General features: G+C 53.7%; 19 protein-coding genes. 10 read left to right on the top strand and 9 right to left on the bottom strand.

The features are described 5' to 3' along the window. Nucleotides 1-19 precede the first annotated feature (19 nt). The 6 genes from glmS to phoU all read left to right on the top strand — a co-directional run bounded on the left by glmS (nucleotide 20) and on the right by phoU (nucleotide 6,672). Nucleotides 20-1,849 (top strand): glutamine--fructose-6-phosphate transaminase (isomerizing), encoded by a 1,830-nt coding sequence (gene glmS / locus GTGU_RS19830; RefSeq protein ID WP_038161305.1) that lies wholly within the window; start codon nucleotides 20-22, stop codon nucleotides 1,847-1,849. Between the two features lie 292 nt (nucleotides 1,850-2,141). Next, on the top strand, nucleotides 2,142-3,182 hold the full coding sequence (gene pstS, locus GTGU_RS19825; protein WP_038161303.1) for a phosphate ABC transporter substrate-binding protein PstS: 1,041 nt from the start codon (nucleotides 2,142-2,144) through the stop codon (nucleotides 3,180-3,182). 81 nt (nucleotides 3,183-3,263) lie between these two features. Beyond that, on the top strand, nucleotides 3,264-4,223 hold the full coding sequence (gene pstC / locus GTGU_RS19820; RefSeq protein WP_038161302.1) for a phosphate ABC transporter permease PstC: 960 nt from the start codon (nucleotides 3,264-3,266) through the stop codon (nucleotides 4,221-4,223). Beyond that, entirely contained in the window at nucleotides 4,223-5,113 is an 891-nt protein-coding gene (pstA, locus tag GTGU_RS19815; RefSeq protein ID WP_038161301.1) for a phosphate ABC transporter permease PstA, read from the top strand. The genes pstC and pstA overlap by 1 nt, the downstream gene beginning before the upstream one ends. Nucleotides 5,114-5,159: 46 nt before the next feature. Then, nucleotides 5,160-5,933 carry a phosphate ABC transporter ATP-binding protein PstB gene (gene pstB, locus GTGU_RS19810; protein WP_038161299.1) on the top strand — a complete coding sequence of 258 codons (774 nt, stop codon included), beginning with the start codon at nucleotides 5,160-5,162 and terminating at the stop codon, nucleotides 5,931-5,933. A gap of 13 nt (nucleotides 5,934-5,946) precedes the next feature. Then, complete coding sequence (gene phoU, locus GTGU_RS19805) at nucleotides 5,947-6,672, top strand: phosphate signaling complex protein PhoU (protein WP_038161297.1); 726 nt, start codon at nucleotides 5,947-5,949, stop codon at nucleotides 6,670-6,672. 45 nt (nucleotides 6,673-6,717) lie between these two features. Here the strand turns inward: phoU and yieH are convergent, their stop codons facing one another. Further along, nucleotides 6,718-7,383, bottom strand: coding sequence for a 6-phosphogluconate phosphatase (gene yieH, locus GTGU_RS19800; protein ID WP_038161295.1), 666 nt, complete (start codon nucleotides 7,381-7,383; stop codon nucleotides 6,718-6,720). A gap of 167 nt (nucleotides 7,384-7,550) precedes the next feature. On the opposite strand from yieH, the gene GTGU_RS19795 reads away from it, so the two are divergent. Beyond that, nucleotides 7,551-8,888 carry an NCS2 family permease gene (locus tag GTGU_RS19795; protein ID WP_038161293.1) on the top strand — a complete coding sequence of 446 codons (1,338 nt, stop codon included), beginning with the start codon at nucleotides 7,551-7,553 and terminating at the stop codon, nucleotides 8,886-8,888. Between the two features lie 50 nt (nucleotides 8,889-8,938). On the opposite strand, the gene GTGU_RS19790 is transcribed toward GTGU_RS19795, so the two are convergent. From GTGU_RS19790 to GTGU_RS27100, 8 genes are all read right to left on the bottom strand, one after another. Further along, nucleotides 8,939-9,505, bottom strand: a complete 567-nt coding sequence (locus GTGU_RS19790; protein ID WP_038161290.1) for an NADPH-dependent FMN reductase — start codon at nucleotides 9,503-9,505, stop codon at nucleotides 8,939-8,941. A 30-nt stretch (nucleotides 9,506-9,535) separates the two neighbouring features. Continuing rightward, nucleotides 9,536-10,264, bottom strand: coding sequence for a 4'-phosphopantetheinyl transferase family protein (locus GTGU_RS19785; RefSeq protein ID WP_038161287.1), 729 nt, complete (start codon nucleotides 10,262-10,264; stop codon nucleotides 9,536-9,538). 151 nt (nucleotides 10,265-10,415) lie between these two features. Continuing rightward, entirely contained in the window at nucleotides 10,416-11,780 is a 1,365-nt protein-coding gene (gene mnmE / locus GTGU_RS19780; protein WP_038161284.1) for a tRNA uridine-5-carboxymethylaminomethyl(34) synthesis GTPase MnmE, read from the bottom strand. A gap of 63 nt (nucleotides 11,781-11,843) precedes the next feature. Continuing rightward, nucleotides 11,844-13,490, bottom strand: coding sequence for a membrane protein insertase YidC (gene yidC / locus GTGU_RS19775; protein WP_038161281.1), 1,647 nt, complete (start codon nucleotides 13,488-13,490; stop codon nucleotides 11,844-11,846). Between the two features lie 2 nt (nucleotides 13,491-13,492). Beyond that, entirely contained in the window at nucleotides 13,493-13,750 is a 258-nt protein-coding gene (yidD, locus tag GTGU_RS25015) for a membrane protein insertion efficiency factor YidD (RefSeq protein ID WP_072012027.1), read from the bottom strand. Continuing rightward, a complete protein-coding gene (rnpA, locus tag GTGU_RS19770; protein WP_038161279.1) occupies nucleotides 13,714-14,073 on the bottom strand; it encodes a ribonuclease P protein component in 360 nt (119 codons plus the stop codon). Before rnpA ends, yidD begins: the two co-directional genes overlap by 37 nt. 17 nt (nucleotides 14,074-14,090) lie before the next feature. Further along, a complete protein-coding gene (gene rpmH, locus GTGU_RS25010; RefSeq protein ID WP_000831330.1) occupies nucleotides 14,091-14,231 on the bottom strand; it encodes a 50S ribosomal protein L34 in 141 nt (46 codons plus the stop codon). A gap of 229 nt (nucleotides 14,232-14,460) precedes the next feature. Beyond that, complete coding sequence (locus tag GTGU_RS27100; protein WP_425427513.1) at nucleotides 14,461-14,541, bottom strand: hypothetical protein; 81 nt, start codon at nucleotides 14,539-14,541, stop codon at nucleotides 14,461-14,463. Nucleotides 14,542-14,869: 328 nt separating this feature from the next. Between GTGU_RS27100 and dnaA the strand changes: the two genes are divergently transcribed. From dnaA to recF, 3 genes are read left to right on the top strand one after another with little or no spacing between them, the layout of a single operon-like run. Beyond that, entirely contained in the window at nucleotides 14,870-16,267 is a 1,398-nt protein-coding gene (gene dnaA / locus GTGU_RS19765; protein ID WP_038161276.1) for a chromosomal replication initiator protein DnaA, read from the top strand. A 4-nt stretch (nucleotides 16,268-16,271) separates the two neighbouring features. Next, nucleotides 16,272-17,372: a DNA polymerase III subunit beta gene (gene dnaN, locus GTGU_RS19760; protein ID WP_038161272.1), complete on the top strand. Its 1,101-nt coding sequence runs from the start codon at nucleotides 16,272-16,274 to the stop codon at nucleotides 17,370-17,372. Next, the gene (recF, locus tag GTGU_RS19755) at nucleotides 17,372-18,445 is read left to right on the top strand and encodes a DNA replication/repair protein RecF (protein WP_038161269.1); all 1,074 of its coding nucleotides are present in this window, start codon (nucleotides 17,372-17,374) and stop codon (nucleotides 18,443-18,445) included. Before dnaN ends, recF begins: the two co-directional genes overlap by 1 nt. The last annotated feature ends 3 nt before the right edge of the window (nucleotides 18,446-18,448 follow it).

Genomic DNA, 18,448 nt, shown 5'->3' with positions numbered 1-18,448 from the left:
AAATTCGGAATAAAACATTATGTGTGGAATTGTTGGCGCAGTTGCGCAGCGTGATATTGCTGAAATCCTTCTCGAAGGATTACGTCGTCTGGAATACCGTGGTTATGACTCTGCCGGTCTGGCAGTCGTTGACGCAGAAGGGAATATGACCCGTCTTCGCCGCCTCGGAAAAGTCCAGATGCTGAGCCAGGCGGCGGAAGAACATCCGTTGCATGGCGGTACAGGTATTGCTCACACCCGCTGGGCGACACACGGCGAACCGTCGGAAGGAAACGCGCATCCGCATGTTTCTGAACACATCGTTGTGGTGCATAACGGTATCATCGAAAACCACGAACCACTGCGCGAATTGCTGCAGTCCCGTGGTTACGTCTTTGCTTCAGAGACTGACACCGAAGTGATTGCTCACCTCGTTCACTGGGAGCTTGAGCAGGGCGGTACGTTGCGTGAAGCTGTGCTGCGCGCTATCCCGCAGTTGCGTGGCGCTTATGGCACGGTGATCATGGATACCCGCGATCCGGGCACGCTGCTGGCCGCTCGTTCAGGAAGCCCACTGGTCATTGGTCTGGGCATGGGTGAAAACTTCATTGCGTCTGACCAGCTGGCGCTGCTGCCGGTGACCCGTCGGTTTATCTTCCTTGAAGAGGGCGATATCGCTGAGGTTACACGTCGTTCTATCACCATCTTCGACAGGTCTGGCGCACAAGTTAAACGCCCGGACATCGAATCTAATCTGCAGTATGACGCCGGTGATAAAGGCATCTACCGTCACTACATGCAGAAAGAGATCTACGAACAGCCGAACGCCATCAAAAACACCCTGACCGGCCGTATCAGTCACGGTGAAGTTGATTTAAGCGAGCTGGGCGCGAATGCCAACGAGATGCTGGCTCAGGTCGAACATATCCAGATTGTTGCCTGCGGCACGTCGTACAACTCCGGAATGGTCTCCCGTTACTGGTTCGAAGCGCTGGCTGGCGTGCCGTGCGACGTGGAAATCGCCTCTGAATTCCGCTATCGCAAATCCGCGGTGCGCCGCAACAGCCTGATGATCACCCTGTCGCAGTCTGGCGAAACAGCGGATACGCTGGCGGCGCTGCGTCTGTCGAAAGAGCTGGGGTATCTTGGCTCGCTGGCTATTTGTAACGTGCCGGGCTCCTCGCTGGTGCGTGAATCTGATCTGGCGCTGATGACCAAAGCCGGGACCGAAATTGGCGTGGCCTCCACCAAAGCATTTACTACTCAGCTAACGGTTCTGTTGATGCTGGTGGCGAAACTGGCGCGTCTGAAAGGCCTGGATGCCGCTATTGAGCATGACATCGTTCATGGTCTGCAGGCGCTGCCGAGCCGCATTGAACAGATGCTGTCGCAGGACAAGCGTATTGAAGCGCTGGCGGAAGATTTCTCTGACAAACACCACGCGCTGTTCCTCGGCCGTGGCGATCAGTATCCGATTGCGCTGGAGGGCGCGCTGAAACTGAAAGAGATCTCTTATATCCACGCGGAAGCGTATGCCGCAGGCGAACTCAAGCACGGTCCGCTGGCGCTGATCGACGCCGATATGCCGGTTATTGTCGTGGCACCTAACAACGAATTGCTGGAAAAACTGAAATCCAACATCGAAGAAGTGCGTGCGCGTGGCGGTCATCTGTATGTCTTTGCCGATCGCGATGCTGGTTTCACCAGTAGCGACAACATGCACATCATTGAGATGCCGCATGTGGAAGAGGTCATTGCGCCGATCTTCTACACCGTACCGCTGCAGTTGTTGGCTTACCACGTCGCGCTGATTAAAGGCACCGATGTTGACCAACCGCGCAACCTGGCAAAATCAGTCACGGTTGAGTAATAAAAAAACGCCCCATATCAATAAATGGGGCGTTTTTCCGCCTTTCCTTTATGACAATCTGTCATCTTCAGCTACCTTTTTCAGTGTCACAGAAATAAAATTTTTCTGACATATTATGGTCATAATCGTTGCTATCGATATGAAAAATAGACACTTTCAAACGCACATTAAACAAAATTTTCTACTGTCATCAAACTGTAATAAACCGTACATATAACTGTCACCTCTTTGTCCTATTTTGCTCATCGTAGCCACTTAAACAACGATTTATACAAATCTTGCAGGAGACATTATGAAAGTTATGCGTACCACTGTCGCAACTGTTGTCGCCGCGACCTTATCGATGAGCGCTTTCGCGGCTGGAGCAGCAGCAAGCCTGACTGGCGCTGGTGCAACATTCCCTGCGCCGGTGTATGCCAAGTGGGCTGATACCTACCAGAAAGAAACGGGTAATAAAGTCAACTATCAGGGTATCGGCTCCTCCGGTGGCGTTAAGCAAATCACAGCAAACACCGTTGACTTCGGCGCGTCTGACGCTCCGCTGAAGGATGACAAATTACAGCAGGAAGGGCTGTTCCAGTTCCCGACCGTGATTGGCGGCGTGGTGCTGGCGGTAAACCTGCCTGGCTTCAAATCTGGCGAGCTGGTGCTGGATGGTAAAACCCTGGGGGATATCTACCTCGGCAAAATCAAAAAATGGGATGACGAAGCAATCGCTAAGCTGAACCCAGGCAAAAAACTGCCTTCTCAGAATATCGCGGTGGTTCGTCGTGCTGATGGTTCCGGTACCTCTTTCGTTTTCACCAGCTACCTGGCAAAAGTGAACGAAGAGTGGAAATCCAAAGTCGGTGCGGGCTCAACGGTTAACTGGCCGACAGGTCTGGGCGGAAAAGGTAACGATGGCATCGCCGCCTTCGTACAGCGTCTGCCAGGCTCTATCGGTTATGTTGAATATGCTTACGCTAAGCAGAACAACCTGACCTATACCAAACTGAAATCTGCTGATGGCGCAGATGTTAGTCCAACCGAAGAGAGCTTCTCTAATGCCGCTAAAGGCATCGACTGGAGCAAATCTTTCGCTCAGGACCTGACCAACCAGAAAGGGGCCGACGTGTGGCCAATCACTTCCACGACGTTCATCCTGGTGCATAAAGAGCAGAAAAATGCTGAGCAGGGCGCTGAAGTGCTGAAATTCTTCGACTGGGCGTACAAGAACGGTGGAAAAGAAGCCAATGCACTGGATTATGCAACCCTGCCGGACAGCGTGGTTGAGCAGGTTCGTGCTGCATGGAAGACCAACGTGAAAGATAGCAGCGGTAAAGCGCTGTACTAACAGGATCTTTTTGACGAAGATGGCGGTGAGCATGAATGCTCATCGCCTTTTCGTAAGACGTAAATAACTGAAGAGTAACTTATGGCTGCAACCAAGCCTGCTTTTAACCCACCGGGTAAACAGGGTGACATGATATTCAGTGCGCTGGTAAAACTGGCTGCGCTGATTGTGCTATTGATGCTGGGTGGCATCATCGTTTCCCTGATCATCTCCTCCTGGCCAAGCATTCAGAAATTTGGTTTCTCGTTTCTGTGGACCAAAGAGTGGGATGCGCCAAATGATATCTTCGGTGCGCTGGTACCCATCTACGGTACGCTGGTCACCTCCTTTATCGCGCTACTGATCGCCGTTCCGGTGAGCTTCGGTATCGCACTGTTTCTGACAGAACTTGCCCCGGCCTGGCTGAAACGCCCGCTGGGGATTGCTATTGAGCTGCTGGCGGCGATTCCAAGTATCGTTTACGGCATGTGGGGGCTGTTTATTTTCGCACCACTGTTCGCTACGTACTTCCAGGAGCCAGTCGGCAATGTGCTGTCCAGCATTCCGTTTGTGGGCGCTTTGTTCTCCGGTCCGGCATTCGGCATTGGTATTCTGGCCGCTGGCGTCATCCTCGCTATCATGATCATCCCTTACATTGCAGCGGTAATGCGCGATGTGTTTGAACAGACGCCAGTCATGATGAAAGAGTCCGCGTACGGCATCGGCTGTACGACCTGGGAAGTGATCTGGCGCATCGTCCTGCCGTTCACTAAGAACGGGGTTATCGGTGGCATCATGCTCGGCCTGGGCCGTGCACTGGGTGAAACCATGGCGGTGACCTTTATCATCGGTAATACCTACCAGCTCGATAGCGCCTCGTTGTATATGCCGGGTAACAGCATTACCTCGGCGCTGGCGAACGAATTCGCAGAAGCGGAATCCGGCCTGCACGTTGCCGCGTTGATGGAACTGGGTCTGATTCTGTTTGTTATCACCTTCATCGTTCTGGCTGCCTCGAAATTCATGATCCTGCGACTGGCGAAAAACGAGGGGGCGCGTTAATGGCGACTCTTGAAATGCAAACAACCGCTGAACTGGCGGAATCCCGCCGCAAAATGCAGGCTCGCCGCCGCATGAAAAACCGTATCGCCCTGACGCTGTCAATGGCGACCATGGTGTTCGGTCTGTTCTGGCTTATCTGGATCCTGGTTTCTACTGTGTCCCGCGGTTTTGACGGCATGTCGCTGGCACTGTTCACTGAAATGACGCCACCGCCAAATACGGCAGGCGGTGGACTGGCGAACGCTCTCGCTGGCAGCGGGTTGTTGATCCTGTGGGCCACCGTCTTTGGTACGCCGCTGGGCATTCTGGCCGGCATTTACCTGGCGGAATATGGCCGTAAATCCCTGCTGGCGGAGTTTATTCGTTTCATTAACGATATCCTGCTCTCCGCGCCATCCATCGTGGTTGGCCTGTTTGTCTACACCATCGTGGTGGCCAAAATGGAGCACTTCTCCGGTTGGGCCGGGGTGATTGCGCTGGCGTTGCTGCAGGTGCCGATTGTCATTCGAACCACCGAGAACATGCTTAAACTGGTTCCGGACAGTCTGCGTGAAGCTGCGTATGCACTGGGAACGCCGAAATGGAAGATGATTTCCGCCATCACGGTGAAAGCCTCGGTTTCCGGCATCCTGACCGGCGTGCTGCTGGCGGTGGCGCGTATCGCCGGGGAAACGGCGCCGTTACTGTTCACTGCGCTCTCCAACCAGTTCTGGAGTACCGACATGATGCAGCCAATCGCCAACCTGCCGGTCACCATTTTCAAATTTGCGATGAGCCCGTTTGCTGAATGGCAACAACTGGCCTGGGCCGGGGTGTTGATCATTACCCTTTGCGTCCTGTTGCTGAACATTCTGGCGCGCATCATTTTTGCCAAGAGTAAACACGGTTAATTTTACGGCGCGGTCACGGACGGCGCCGGATAAGGAAGAGAGTGAGATGAGTATGGCTAATACTGCCCCGGGTAAGATTTCGGTTCGTGATTTGAACTTCTACTACGGCAAATTCCATGCCCTTAAGAACATCAATCTGGACATCGCAAAGAATCAGGTGACGGCATTTATCGGGCCATCTGGCTGCGGTAAATCTACATTGCTGCGTACCTTCAACAAAATGTATGAGCTCTACCCTGAGCAGCGTGCAGAAGGCGAAATTTTGCTGGATGGCGACAATATTCTCACCAACACCCAGGATATTGCGCTGCTGCGTGCCAAAGTCGGTATGGTATTCCAGAAACCAACGCCGTTCCCGATGTCTATCTACGACAACATCGCCTTTGGCGTGCGTCTGTTTGAAAAAATGTCCCGCGCGGATATGGATGAGCGTGTGCAGTGGGCGTTGACCAAAGCCGCATTATGGAACGAAACCAAAGATAAGTTACACCAGAGCGGATACTCTCTCTCTGGTGGTCAGCAACAGCGTCTGTGCATCGCGCGCGGTATTGCGATTCGCCCGGAAGTGCTGCTGCTGGATGAGCCGTGCTCAGCGCTGGATCCTATCTCCACCGGACGTATCGAGGAGCTTATCACCGAGCTGAAACAGGATTACACCGTTGTGATCGTGACACACAACATGCAACAGGCGGCACGTTGCTCTGACCACACTGCATTTATGTATCTTGGCGAGCTGATCGAATTCAGTAATACGGATGACTTGTTCACCAAGCCCGCGAAAAAACAGACAGAAGATTACATTACTGGCCGCTACGGTTGATTTGGAGTTAGCGATGGACAACCTTAATCTCAACAAACATATTTCCGGCCAGTTCAATGCAGAACTGGAGCATATCCGCACCCAGGTGATGACTATGGGTGGGCTGGTGGAACAGCAGCTCTCTGACGCGATTACCGCGATGCATAATCAGGATCAGGAACTGGCGAAGCGTGTTATCGACGGCGACAAACAGGTCAATATGATGGAAGTGGCCATCGATGAAGCCTGCGTACGTATCATTGCTAAGCGCCAGCCAACCGCCAGCGACCTACGCCTGGTGATGGCGATCATCAAAACTATCGCTGAGCTGGAGCGCATTGGCGACGTGGCGGATAAAATCTGTCGTACGGCACTGGAGAAATTCTCGCAACAGCACCAGCCGCTGCTGGTGAGCCTGGAATCGCTGGGTCGCCACACCGTACAAATGCTGCATGATGTGCTGGATGCCTTTGCACGTATGGATATCGACGAAGCTGTCCGTATCTATCGCGAAGACAAGAAAGTGGATCAGGAATATGAAGGCATTGTGCGTCAGTTGATGACTTACATGATGGAAGATTCCCGCACTATCCCAAGCGTCCTGACTGCGTTGTTTTGTGCGCGCTCCATCGAACGTATCGGCGACCGTTGTCAGAACATTTGCGAATACATTTTCTATTTCGTCAAAGGGCAGGATTTCCGACATGTGGGCGGCGATGAGCTGGACAAACTACTGGCGGGTAAAGATCCGAAAGAGTGATACACCGTAAAAAACCCGGTGGTGTTGTGCCACCGGGCTTTTTTATTATCGCGTCACATGCCAGCTGCGCGCTTTCCACAGCGCGGGCAGTTCCGACAGCGCGCTGAACGTCGTCACCTTCGGGTGGTCAATCGGCGGGTTGTGCGGGTCGGCGCAGAAGTAAAACACTTCCATCCCTGCCGCGATGCCGGATTGCGCGCCCGCGCTGGAATCATCCACCAGAATGCAGTTTTCCGGGTTCACGTTCATCGCTTTTGCCGCATGGAACATCAGCGCCGGATCGGGTTTCCAGCGCTGAATATCGTAGCCACTGAACAGTTTTTCCGGGAAGTGGTGCAACATGCCGGTTTTTCCCAGCGAATGCTGCATTTTACTGACCGGGCCATTAGACACGACGCACATCGGAACGGTAACCGCATCCAGCAACGTATTTGCCCCCGCAATAACCTCCAGTTCGCTGTCGAACAGGCGTGCGACCTCGGCGCGATAGAGCGGTTCTAAATCTGCTTTTTGCAGATTCACCCCCTGTTCGGCGTTGATCGTATCAATAATTTCATAGAGTTTTACACCCTTGAAGCGTTTAAAAACTTCTTCGAGATCAAGGGTGATGCCCATCTGTTGAAACATATAGACATAGGCGCGGGAACAAATCACTTCACTGTCGACCAGCGTACCATCACAGTCGAAAAATACCGCTTCAATGTTGGTCATGCCGTTTCCTGTTATAACAAGTTTATCGTTTACCTGATGAAAATTGCGCAACGCAATCGTTGCCGTATAAGAAAAACCAATAAAAAAAGTGCGAGTTAATCCACCCTATTGTCGCATTTTGGGGTAGGATAGCGACGAATTTTCCCTCCTTTGCTCGGAACCAGAAGATGAGTCAACAACACACTACCCAGGCCTCTGGTCAGGGACTGCTTGAGCGCGTGTTCAAACTGCGCGAACACGGGACATCGGCACGCACCGAAGTCATCGCCGGCTTTACGACTTTCCTGACGATGGTTTACATCGTTTTTGTTAACCCGCAAATTCTTGGCGCCGCGGGAATGGACACCAGCGCCGTGTTTGTGACTACTTGTCTTATCGCTGCGTTCGGCAGCATCCTGATGGGCCTGTTTGCTAATCTGCCGGTAGCGCTGGCACCTGCGATGGGGCTTAACGCCTTCTTTGCGTTTGTCGTCGTTGGCGCGATGGGCCTGCCGTGGCAGGTCGGGATGGGCGCGATTTTCTGGGGTGCGGTGGGTCTGCTGCTGCTGACCATTTTCCGCATCCGCTACTGGATGATCGCCAATATCCCTGTCAGCCTGCGCGTCGGCATCACCAGCGGTATCGGCCTGTTCATCGGTATGATGGGACTGAAAAACGCCGGGGTGATTGTCGCGAACAGCGAAACGCTGGTCACCATTGGCAACCTGACGTCGCATAACGTCCTGCTTGGCGTGCTGGGTTTCTTCATCATCGCGATTCTGGCATCCCGTAACATCCATGCGGCGGTGCTGGTATCTATAGTGGTCACCACGCTGCTGGGCTGGCTGCTGGGGGATGTGCATTACAACGGCATTGTCTCCGCACCACCGAGCGTCACAACCGTCCTGGGTCATGTGGATCTCGCGGGTTCGCTGAATATTGGCCTGGCCGGGGTGATCTTCTCCTTCATGCTGGTTAACCTCTTTGACTCCTCCGGCACGCTGATTGGCGTGACTGATAAAGCCGGTCTCACCGATGAAAACGGTAAGTTCCCGCGCATGAAGCAGGCGTTGTACGTTGACAGTATCTCATCCGTCGCCGGGTCGTTCATCGGCACCTCATCTGTCACCGCGTATATCGAATCCTCTTCCGGCGTCTCCGTAGGCGGTCGTACCGGTTTGACGGCAGTGATTGTTGGTTTGCTGTTCCTGCTGGTGATTTTCCTCTCTCCACTGGCGGGCATGGTGCCACCATACGCTGCTGCAGGGGCGCTGATTTACGTCGGCGTGCTGATGACTTCTAGTCTGTCACGCGTGAAGTGGGATGACCTTACAGAGGCGGTACCGGCGTTTATTACCGCAGTGATGATGCCGTTCAGCTTCTCCATCACCGAAGGGATTGCGCTGGGCTTTATTTCCTACTGTGTGATGAAAATCGGTACCGGTCGTTTCCGCGATCTCAGCCCGTGCGTCATTGTCGTCGCGCTGCTGTTTGTGCTGAAGATTGTGTTTATCGACGCGCACTAAAGGATTTACGTAGTGCAGGCCCGGCAGGCATCGCGCCGCCGGGCTTTTGTTTACGCCTTCACGCGCTGAATATAATCACCAAACGCAGTCAACTGACCGGTCAGATGATCCAGCGTGCTCTGGTCAATCACTTCACCCGTCTGCGGGTCGACTTTATTCTGAATCACACCGCCCATGAATTCCGGCTTGTTCATCACCATGGCGTCGAGAAACACCAGGATTTGACGCAAGTGATACTGGCAGCGCGCGCCGCCAATAGCGCCCATTGAGCTGGTCTGAATCAGTACCGGCTTACCCGCCAGTGGCTGGTCAGGCAAACGTGACAGCCAGTCGATGGCATTTTTCAGCCCACCCGGCACCGAATAGTTATATTCCGGCGTAACAATAACCACACCGTCGGCCTGGCGGATTTGCGCGGCCAGGGCTTCAACACTTTGCGGAAACCCCTCTTCCTGCTGGACATCCGCATCATAAAGCGGAATGTCGCCGATAGACGGCAGCGCAGAGATGTCCATTCCCGCAGGCGCGATTTTAGGCAGCGTGCGCGCCACCATACCGTTAAATGAGCCTTTACGCAGGCTTCCCAGTAACGTCACAACGTTCAACGTGTCAGACATGATTACTCCTTTGCATCATGATATGTCAGGTCAGTTGATTATAAGGGCTTTTTCGGCAGGCAGGCTGGTAAATCGCATCAGGCGTGTGGCGGGTTCATTTGCGCGGGTTTGTGCATCGGTCAGACTGTCCCAGCCTTTTTTGCTGTGAAATTCCCACAGATTGAGCTTTTCAATAGCGGGGCTGGTGGCAACTGACCACACCAGAATGTCCTCGGCATCGCAAATCGCCTCAATCTGCATAACCTCAGCAGAGCGCAAACGGCCCGAGCCAGGAAGCAGTTGTAACTGCCGGGGGGAATCCTGTGTAGCGTGACCGGTCATCTTTAATACGCTCTGGCGCAGGACGACCATCTGGGTTCGCGCCTCATGAGGATCGTTTTGATTGTCGATCCACAGATTCTCGTTACGGGTGAAGGGGTACGCTTCCGGGATGCTGGCGTGTTGCAGTTCCATATCGAGGCCACAGTTTCCCTCTGTCGCCAGCGCCACGCCGACAATATTGCCGGTATAAGCAACCGAAAAAGCAGGCAATTCCGCATCGGCAAAAACGGGTTTTCCGTTAGGTTCCGTGATGATTTCCGGTAATTCACTGATGCCATACAGCATGAACATCAGTTCAGCCAGCAGCGCGCGCGATCCCATGAAACGCGCACGGCGATGCTCCGGTAGCCGTCGTGCCGCATGGTGCACGGTTGACGGAAGTCGTACCGACGCGAGTTGCTCGTCGCTTAGGATGCCTCGTGCAAAGTGAGTGGCCATTTTTCGCTCCCTGATTAATGGACAATGGTTAACGGTCTGTAATGTATTATTACCGATAATGGACAGGTTTTAATGCGGAAAAACTTGTCTGAAAAGGCTCCTGGCATGACTTTTACATATCCTTAGTCACATTCGCCGAATCGCTCACGAATTATTTGCCAATACAGAAGCTGGAGAAAATACGTCCCAGCAGATCGTCTGACGTAAATTCGCCGGTAATTTCACTTAAGTTATGTTGTGCCAGACGCAGCTCTTCGGCCAGCAGTTCGCCTGCCCAGGCGCCAAGCAGCTGCGCTTTACCCTGTTGCAGATGATTCGCTGCTTCTTCCAGCGCCTGTAAATGACGACGACGAGCCAGAAAACCCCCTTCCATGTTGGTTTCAAAGCCCATGCTCTGTTTAAGATGATTACGCAGCGTTTCCACACCTTCGCCGGTACGCGCGGAGAGGCGAACCAGTGAGTGACCATTTACTTCACTGATACCCAGCGTTTCTCCGGTAATATCGGCCTTATTACGCACGACGGTAATCGGCAGTTTTGCCGGTAAACGGGCGATAAAATCGGGCCAGATATCGGCAGGGTCGACAGCATCGGTGGTAGTACCATCCACCATAAACAACACACGATCCGCCTGTTCTATTTCCTGCCAGGCGCGTTCGATGCCGATGCGTTCCACTTCGTCGCTGGCATCACGCAAGCCGGCAGTATCTATGATGTGCAGCGGCATGCCGTCAATGTGGATATGCTCGCGCAGCACGTCGCGGGTTGTGCCCGCAATATCCGTCACGATCGCCGCTTCGCGACCGGCCAGCGCATTAAGCAAACTGGATTTCCCGGCGTTAGGTCGCCCGGCAATCACGACTTTCATCCCTTCGCGCAACAGGCTGCCCTGGCGCGCTTCTGCACGCACCGCATCGAGATCGGCGATAACCGCGTTGAGTTGGGCTTCGATTTTGCCGTCTGAGAGAAAGTCGATCTCCTCATCCGGAAAGTCGATGGCGGCTTCCACGTAGATTCGCAGGTGAGTGAGTGCTTCCACTAAATGATTCACGCGAGCTGAAAACGCCCCCTGCAGTGAGTTCAGCGCGGAGCGTGCCGCCTGTTCTGAACTGGCGTCAATCAGGTCGGCAATCGCCTCTGCCTGGGCTAAATCGAGCTTATCATTGAGGAAGGCGCGTTCGGAAAACTCGCCCGGCTTTGCGATACGCACACCCGGCAGCGTCAGAATACGTTTAAGCAGCAGGTCGAGGATCACCGGTCCACCGTGACCCTGCAGTTCCAGCACGTCTTCACCGGTAAAGGAGTTCGGGCCAGGAAACCACAGCGCGATGCCCTGATCCAGCGCGGTGCCGTCTGCGTCTCTGAACGGCAGATAATCGGCATAGCGCGGCTTTGGCAGTTTACCCAGCACAGCCTGAGCAACGTCCCGCGCTTTCAGGCCGGAGATGCGCAGAATACCCACACCACCGCGTCCCGGTGGGGTTGCCTGGGCGATGATTGTGTCGTTATGGCTCATAAAATCACTCGTATTAAAAAAGGCGGTCCTGAGACCGCCTTCTGGCTGAAAGAATGAAGGTTATCAGGACTTCTTCTTCTCGCGGCTGTGCAGCCCACGTTTTTCCAGACCACGGTAAATCAGCTGCTGCTGAATAATGGTCACCAGGTTGCTGACGATATAGTACAGCACCAGACCTGACGGGAACCACAGGAAGAACACCGTAAAGATGACTGGCATAAAGGTCATGATCTTCTGCTGCATCGGGTCGGTCACTGTGGTCGGCGACATCTTCTGAATGAAGAACATCGTCACGCCCATCAGGATCGGCAGGATGTAGTACGGGTCCTGTGCGGATAAGTCGTGGATCCACAGCGCAAACGGCGCATGGCGCAGTTCCACAGAGCCCATCAGCATGTAATACAACGCAAGAAAGATAGGCATCTGGATGAGCAGCGGGAAGCAGCCGCCCAGCGGGTTGACCTTCTCAGCTTTGTACAGGGCCATCATTTCCTGGCTCTGGCGCTGTTTGTCATCGCCCAGACGCTCGCGCATTGCCTGAATCTTCGGCTGCAGCATACGCATCTTCGCCATGGAGGTGTACTGCGCTTTGGTCAGCGGGTACATGATGCCACGAACGATAAAGGTGATGACGATGATGGAGAAGCCCCAGTTGCCGAGGAAACTGTGGATCCATTTCAGCAGTTTAAACAGCGGCTGAGAGATGAACCACAACCAGCCATAGTCCACGGTCAGATCCAGATGCGGCGCAACGGCAGCCATTTTGTCCTGAATTTCCGGACCTACCCACAGGGTGCTGTTCAGCGTCGCGTTCTGACCCGGCTGCACCAGCGTTGGCTGTGATTTGTAACCGATCGCGGCAACACCGTTGCCCAGGTTGGCGGTGTAGAAATTGTTGGTGCCATCGTTACGCGGCACCCATGCGGTAGCAAAATACTGTTGCAGCATCGCTACCCAGCCATTATTGGCATTCACATTCAGGTTTTCGTTGTCGGCGATGGTATCGAATTTGTATTTTTCGTACTTCTCGTCCGGCGTTGAGTACGCCGCGCCGCGGAAGGTATGCAGCGCAAAGTTGCTGCTGCCGGTATCGCGGTGAGACGGCAGGTTGATGGATTGCTTCAACTGACCGAACGTCGCCAGCTCCAGCGGTTTCTCACCGGCGTTTTTCACGTCGTAGCCGACATTCACTGAATATTCGCCGCGTTTCAGGGTGAAAGTTTTGGTGAAGGTGTTACCGGCTTTGTCAGTATACGTCAGCGGGATAGCCAGTTCGCTCTGGCCATCCGCCAGTACAAACGCATCTTTATCAACGTTATACAGCGGACGAGGACCATTAGCCGGGTTATCCGGGCCATCACGTCCAGTCAGGCCGCTCTGCGCCTGGTAGATAAACTGTGGCGTAGTTTCCAGCAACTGGAACGGTTCATTGGAACCCAGATCTTTCGGGTATGCCAACAACAGCGCCTGTTCAACATCACCACCGCTGGTGTTGATGGTCAGTTCAAGCACATCGGTTTTAACCGTAATCAGTTTCCCCTGGCCACTGGCCGGTACGCCCTGGTCTGCTGCACTACCTGCTGCGGTGGTCGTTGTCTGCGTGGTCTGTTGCGGCTGTGGTTGAGGATTTTTATCCTGCTCCCACGCCTGCCAGATCATGAAAGACACGAACAACAAAGCGATGATAAGAAGATTGCGTTGGGAATCCATCGTTAGTGTTCTCTGGTATCAAAGGGTCCTGGTGGGACGGGGTCGTCTCCACCCGGGTGTAAAGGGTGGCATTTTAATACGCGTTTCACCGTCAACCAACTGCCTTTTATCACTCCAAACCTGCGCAATGCCTCAATTCCGTATTGAGAACAGGTTGGTGTGAAACGGCAATGTGGCCCGAGTAGCGGACTAATCAGGCGCTGATAGACCCGAATAAGGGCTATCAGGAGCCGTGAGCCAGGCGACAGTGACGGCGCCATAATTTTTCCAACGCTTCCGTGAGAGCACGGTTATCGAGGTCAGCAACCCCTTTTTTCGCCACCACCACGAAATCCATGGACGGAAGTTCATGCTGGCGTAAACGGAAGCTCTCACGCGTCAGACGTTTAATCCGGTTGCGTTCATGTGCGCGCTTGACGTTTTTCTTGGCGACGGTAAGACCGATGCGGGGATGCCCCAGCGAATTCAGGCGGCCGAGGATAGTAATTTGCGGCGTGCCAGCCCGTTGTGGCTGCTGGAAGACGAAAGTGAAATGATTGGGAGTTAACAAACGTAACTCCCTGGGAAATGCGAGCTTAACCACTCAGGGGTTAGCTTTTATTACTTGGAAACGGTCAGACGAGCGCGGCCTTTAGCACGACGACGTGCCAGAACCTGACGACCATTTTTAGTAGCCATACGAGCACGGAAGCCGTGAGAACGGTTGCGCTTCAGTACAGACGGTTGAAAAGTGCGTTTCATGGCGATTTCTACCTAAACTTGAATAAATTCACTGACTTTTGCGTATACCCGAACAACATTCGAACGACTAACGCTTCAGCTTGGGTGATTAAAGAGGCCGGATTGTAATAATTGTACACTCCAGAGTCAATTCTCTTTACCTTCTTTCCCGCGTAATTCCGCACTTTTACGTGCAAAAAGTGAGCAGCCGTCGACACAAGAACTCGGGCTCTACGCGCCGGGTGGGGGATTATACGGCCTCCCGGGTAAAGCGCAAGGATCGTGCAGGATCTTTATTAGATCGTTTAAGCAAAAATTCGTCCGTACTCATTAATTTTTCCAATATGCGGCCTAAATCCTGCTTCACTCGTGCCAGGATCGATTACACTTATCCGGTTTCGATCCTTCCTGTGGATAAAAGGGGAAGAATCTGTGAGAAACAGAAGATCTCTGGTTCAGATTACGCTATGATCCGCGGTCCTGATCGCGATCTTTAGATCCTGGCCGGGTAATAAAACCGCGCACAGCGGTTCGCACGTCACCCTTTTGCGCAGGGTCCAAAAACAAATCAACCTTTAACGGGGTTGATACGTACAGTCGACGTGTGCCAACAATCACGATCGTTTTCATTTTTTCTTTTTGTTCGAGTGGAGTCCGCCGTGTCACTTTCGCTTTGGCAGCAGTGTCTTGCCCGATTGCAGGATGAGTTACCAGCCACAGAATTCAGTATGTGGATCCGCCCGTTGCAGGCGGAACTGAGCGATAACACGCTGGCTTTGTACGCGCCAAATCGTTTTGTTCTTGATTGGGTAAGGGACAAATACCTGAATAATATCAATGGACTGCTGAACGATTTCTGCGGTACCGATGCCCCTCTGTTACGCTTTGAAGTTGGCACAAAACCCGTCGCGCAAACGGTGAAAGAGCCGGTTCATGCGGCGGCGCCTGCCCAGGTGGCGCAGATCCAGATGCCGCGTACCGCGCCCGCTCCGCGTCCGGGTTGGGATAACGTCCCGGCGCCGGCAGAACCGACCTACCGTTCTAACGTCAATGTTAAGCACACCTTTGATAACTTCGTTGAAGGTAAATCAAACCAGCTGGCCCGCGCAGCTGCCCGTCAGGTGGCTGATAACCCCGGCGGCGCCTATAACCCGCTGTTCCTCTATGGCGGCACCGGTCTCGGTAAAACGCACCTGTTGCATGCGGTGGGTAATGGGATTGTGGCCCGTAAGCCGAATGCCAAAGTGGTGTACATGCACTCTGAGCGCTTTGTTCAGGACATGGTCAAAGCACTGCAAAATAACGCCATTGAAGAGTTTAAGCGTTACTACCGTTCCGTTGATGCGTTGCTTATCGATGACATTCAGTTTTTTGCCAATAAAGAACGATCCCAGGAAGAGTTTTTTCACACCTTTAACGCCCTGCTCGAAGGCAATCAACAGATCATTTTAACGTCGGATCGTTATCCGAAAGAGATCAACGGCGTTGAGGATCGTCTGAAATCCCGCTTTGGCTGGGGGCTGACGGTGGCGATCGAGCCGCCAGAACTGGAAACCCGCGTGGCGATCCTGATGAAAAAAGCTGATGAAAACGACATTCGTCTGCCGGGAGAGGTCGCGTTCTTTATTGCCAAACGCCTGCGTTCCAACGTGCGTGAGCTGGAAGGGGCGCTGAACCGCGTCATCGCCAACGCCAATTTTACCGGCCGGGCGATCACTATCGATTTCGTGCGTGAAGCGCTGCGTGATTTACTGGCGCTGCAGGAAAAACTGGTCACCATCGACAACATCCAGAAGACGGTGGCAGAGTATTACAAGATAAAGGTGGCGGATCTGCTTTCCAAGCGCCGCTCCCGCTCGGTCGCACGTCCTCGCCAGATGGCGATGGCGTTGGCAAAGGAGTTAACCAACCACAGTCTGCCGGAAATTGGCGATGCGTTTGGTGGCCGCGACCATACCACCGTGCTGCACGCGTGTCGTAAAATCGAACAGTTGCGTGAAGAAAGCCACGACATCAAAGAAGATTTCTCAAACTTAATCAGAACATTATCTTCGTGACGCTATGAAATTTACCGTAGAACGTGAACATTTATTAAAACCGTTGCAACAGGTGAGTGGTCCGTTAGGTGGCCGCCCAACGCTGCCGATTCTCGGTAACCTGCTGCTTCAGGTCGCAGACGGCGCGCTGTCGCTGACCGGTACTGACCTCGAAATGGAGATGGTGGCTCGCGTCGCGCTGAATCAGCCGCACGAACCCGGGGCAACGACCGTTCCGGCACGTAAATTCTTTGATATCTGCCGTGGCTTGCCGGAAGGGGCGGAAATCGCGGTACAGCTTGAAGGCGATCGGATGCTGGTGCGCTCTGGCCGCAGCCGTTTCTCGCTCTCCACGCTGCCTGCTACCGATTTCCCGAATCTCGACGACTGGCAGAGCGAGGTGGAATTCACCCTGCCGCAGGCGACGATGAAACGTCTGATTGAAGCGACCCAGTTCTCGATGGCGCATCAGGATGTTCGTTATTACCTGAACGGTATGCTGTTTGAGACCGAAGGCGAAGAACTGCGTACCGTGGCGACAGACGGCCACCGTCTGGCAGTGTGCGCAATGCCTGTCGGTGAGCCGCTGCCGAACCATTCGGTGATCGTGCCGCGTAAAGGGGTGATTGAGTTGATGCGTATGCTCGACGGCGGCGACAATCCTCTGCGCGTACAGATCGGCAGCAACAATATTCGCGCTCACGTCGGCGATTTTATCTTCACTTCCAAACTGGTTGATGGCCGTTTCCCGGATTATCGCCGCGTATTGCCGAAAAACCCGGACAAACATCTGGAAGCTGGTTGTGATATTCTCAAACAGGCCTTTGCCCGTGCGGCAATCCTGTCGAATGAGAAATTCCGCGGCGTACGTCTGTACGTCAGCGAAAACCAGCTGAAAATCACCGCTAACAATCCGGAGCAGGAAGAGGCGGAAGAGATGCTGGACGTTACCTACGGCGGCACAGAAATGGAAATCGGCTTCAACGTCAGCTATGTACTGGACGTTCTGAATGCGCTGAAGTGCGAAAACGTCCGTATTCTGCTGACCGACTCCGTTTCGAGCGTACAGATTGAAGATGCCGCATCACAGTCGGCGGCTTATGTTGTTATGCCAATGAGATTGTAATGTCGCTTTCCCGCCTGTTGATCCGCGACTTTCGCAACATTGAAAGCGCGGATCTCGCCTTATCCCCCGGCTTTAATTTTCTGGTTGGCGCCAACGGCAGCGGAAAAACCAGCGTTCTGGAAGCCATTTATACGCTCGGCCATGGCCGGGCGTTTCGCAGTTTGCAGCCTGGCCGCGTGATCCGCCATGAACAGGAGTCCTTTGTATTACACGGTCGTTTGCAGGGCGAAGAGCGCGAAATCGCTATCGGCCTGACCAAAGACAAACTCGGCGACAGCAAAGTACGCATTGACGGCACCGATGGCCACAAGGTGGCAGAGCTGGCGCTGCTGATGCCGATGCAACTGATTACGCCGGAGGGGTTTACTTTACTCAATGGCGGCCCCAAATACAGAAGAGCATTCCTTGACTGGGGATGCTTCCATAATGAAGCCGGTTTCTTTACGGCATGGAGCAATCTGAAGCGCCTGCTCAGGCAGCGTAACGCGGCGCTGCGTCAGGTGAACCGTTATGCACAGTTGCGCCCGTGGGATACCGAGCTTATCCCGCTGGCGGAGCAGATAAGCCGCTGGCGCGCCGAATACAGTGCGGCCATTGCGGAAGACATGGCGGACACCTGTAAGCAGTTTTTACCCGAGTTTTCTCTGACCTTCTCCTTCCAGCGCGGCTGGGAGAAAGAGACGGATTATGCCGAAACGCTGGAGAAAAACTTTGAACGCGATCGCCTGTTAACGTACACCGCGCACGGTCCGCATAAAGCGGATTTCCGCATTCGCGCCGACGGTGCGCCGGTGGAAGACACGCTGTCGCGCGGGCAACTTAAACTCCTGATGTGTGCGCTGCGTCTGGCGCAAGGGGAGTTTCTCACCCGTGAAAGCGGGCGACGCTGCCTGTACCTCATAGATGATTTTGCCTCTGAACTGGATGATGCGCGCCGTGGGCTGCTGGCCAGCCGTTTAAAAGCGACGCAATCACAGGTTTTTGTCAGCGCGATCAGCGCTGAACACGTTATGGACATGTCGGACAAAAATTCGAAGATGTTCACCGTGGAAAAGGGTAAAATAACGGATTAACCC

This window comes from Trabulsiella guamensis ATCC 49490 (genome assembly GCF_000734965.1).
In the GTDB taxonomy this organism is placed as follows: domain Bacteria; phylum Pseudomonadota; class Gammaproteobacteria; order Enterobacterales; family Enterobacteriaceae; genus Trabulsiella; species Trabulsiella guamensis.
Note: the sequence above shows the minus strand (reverse complement) of the source record. Positions and strands in the feature narration are given on the sequence as shown.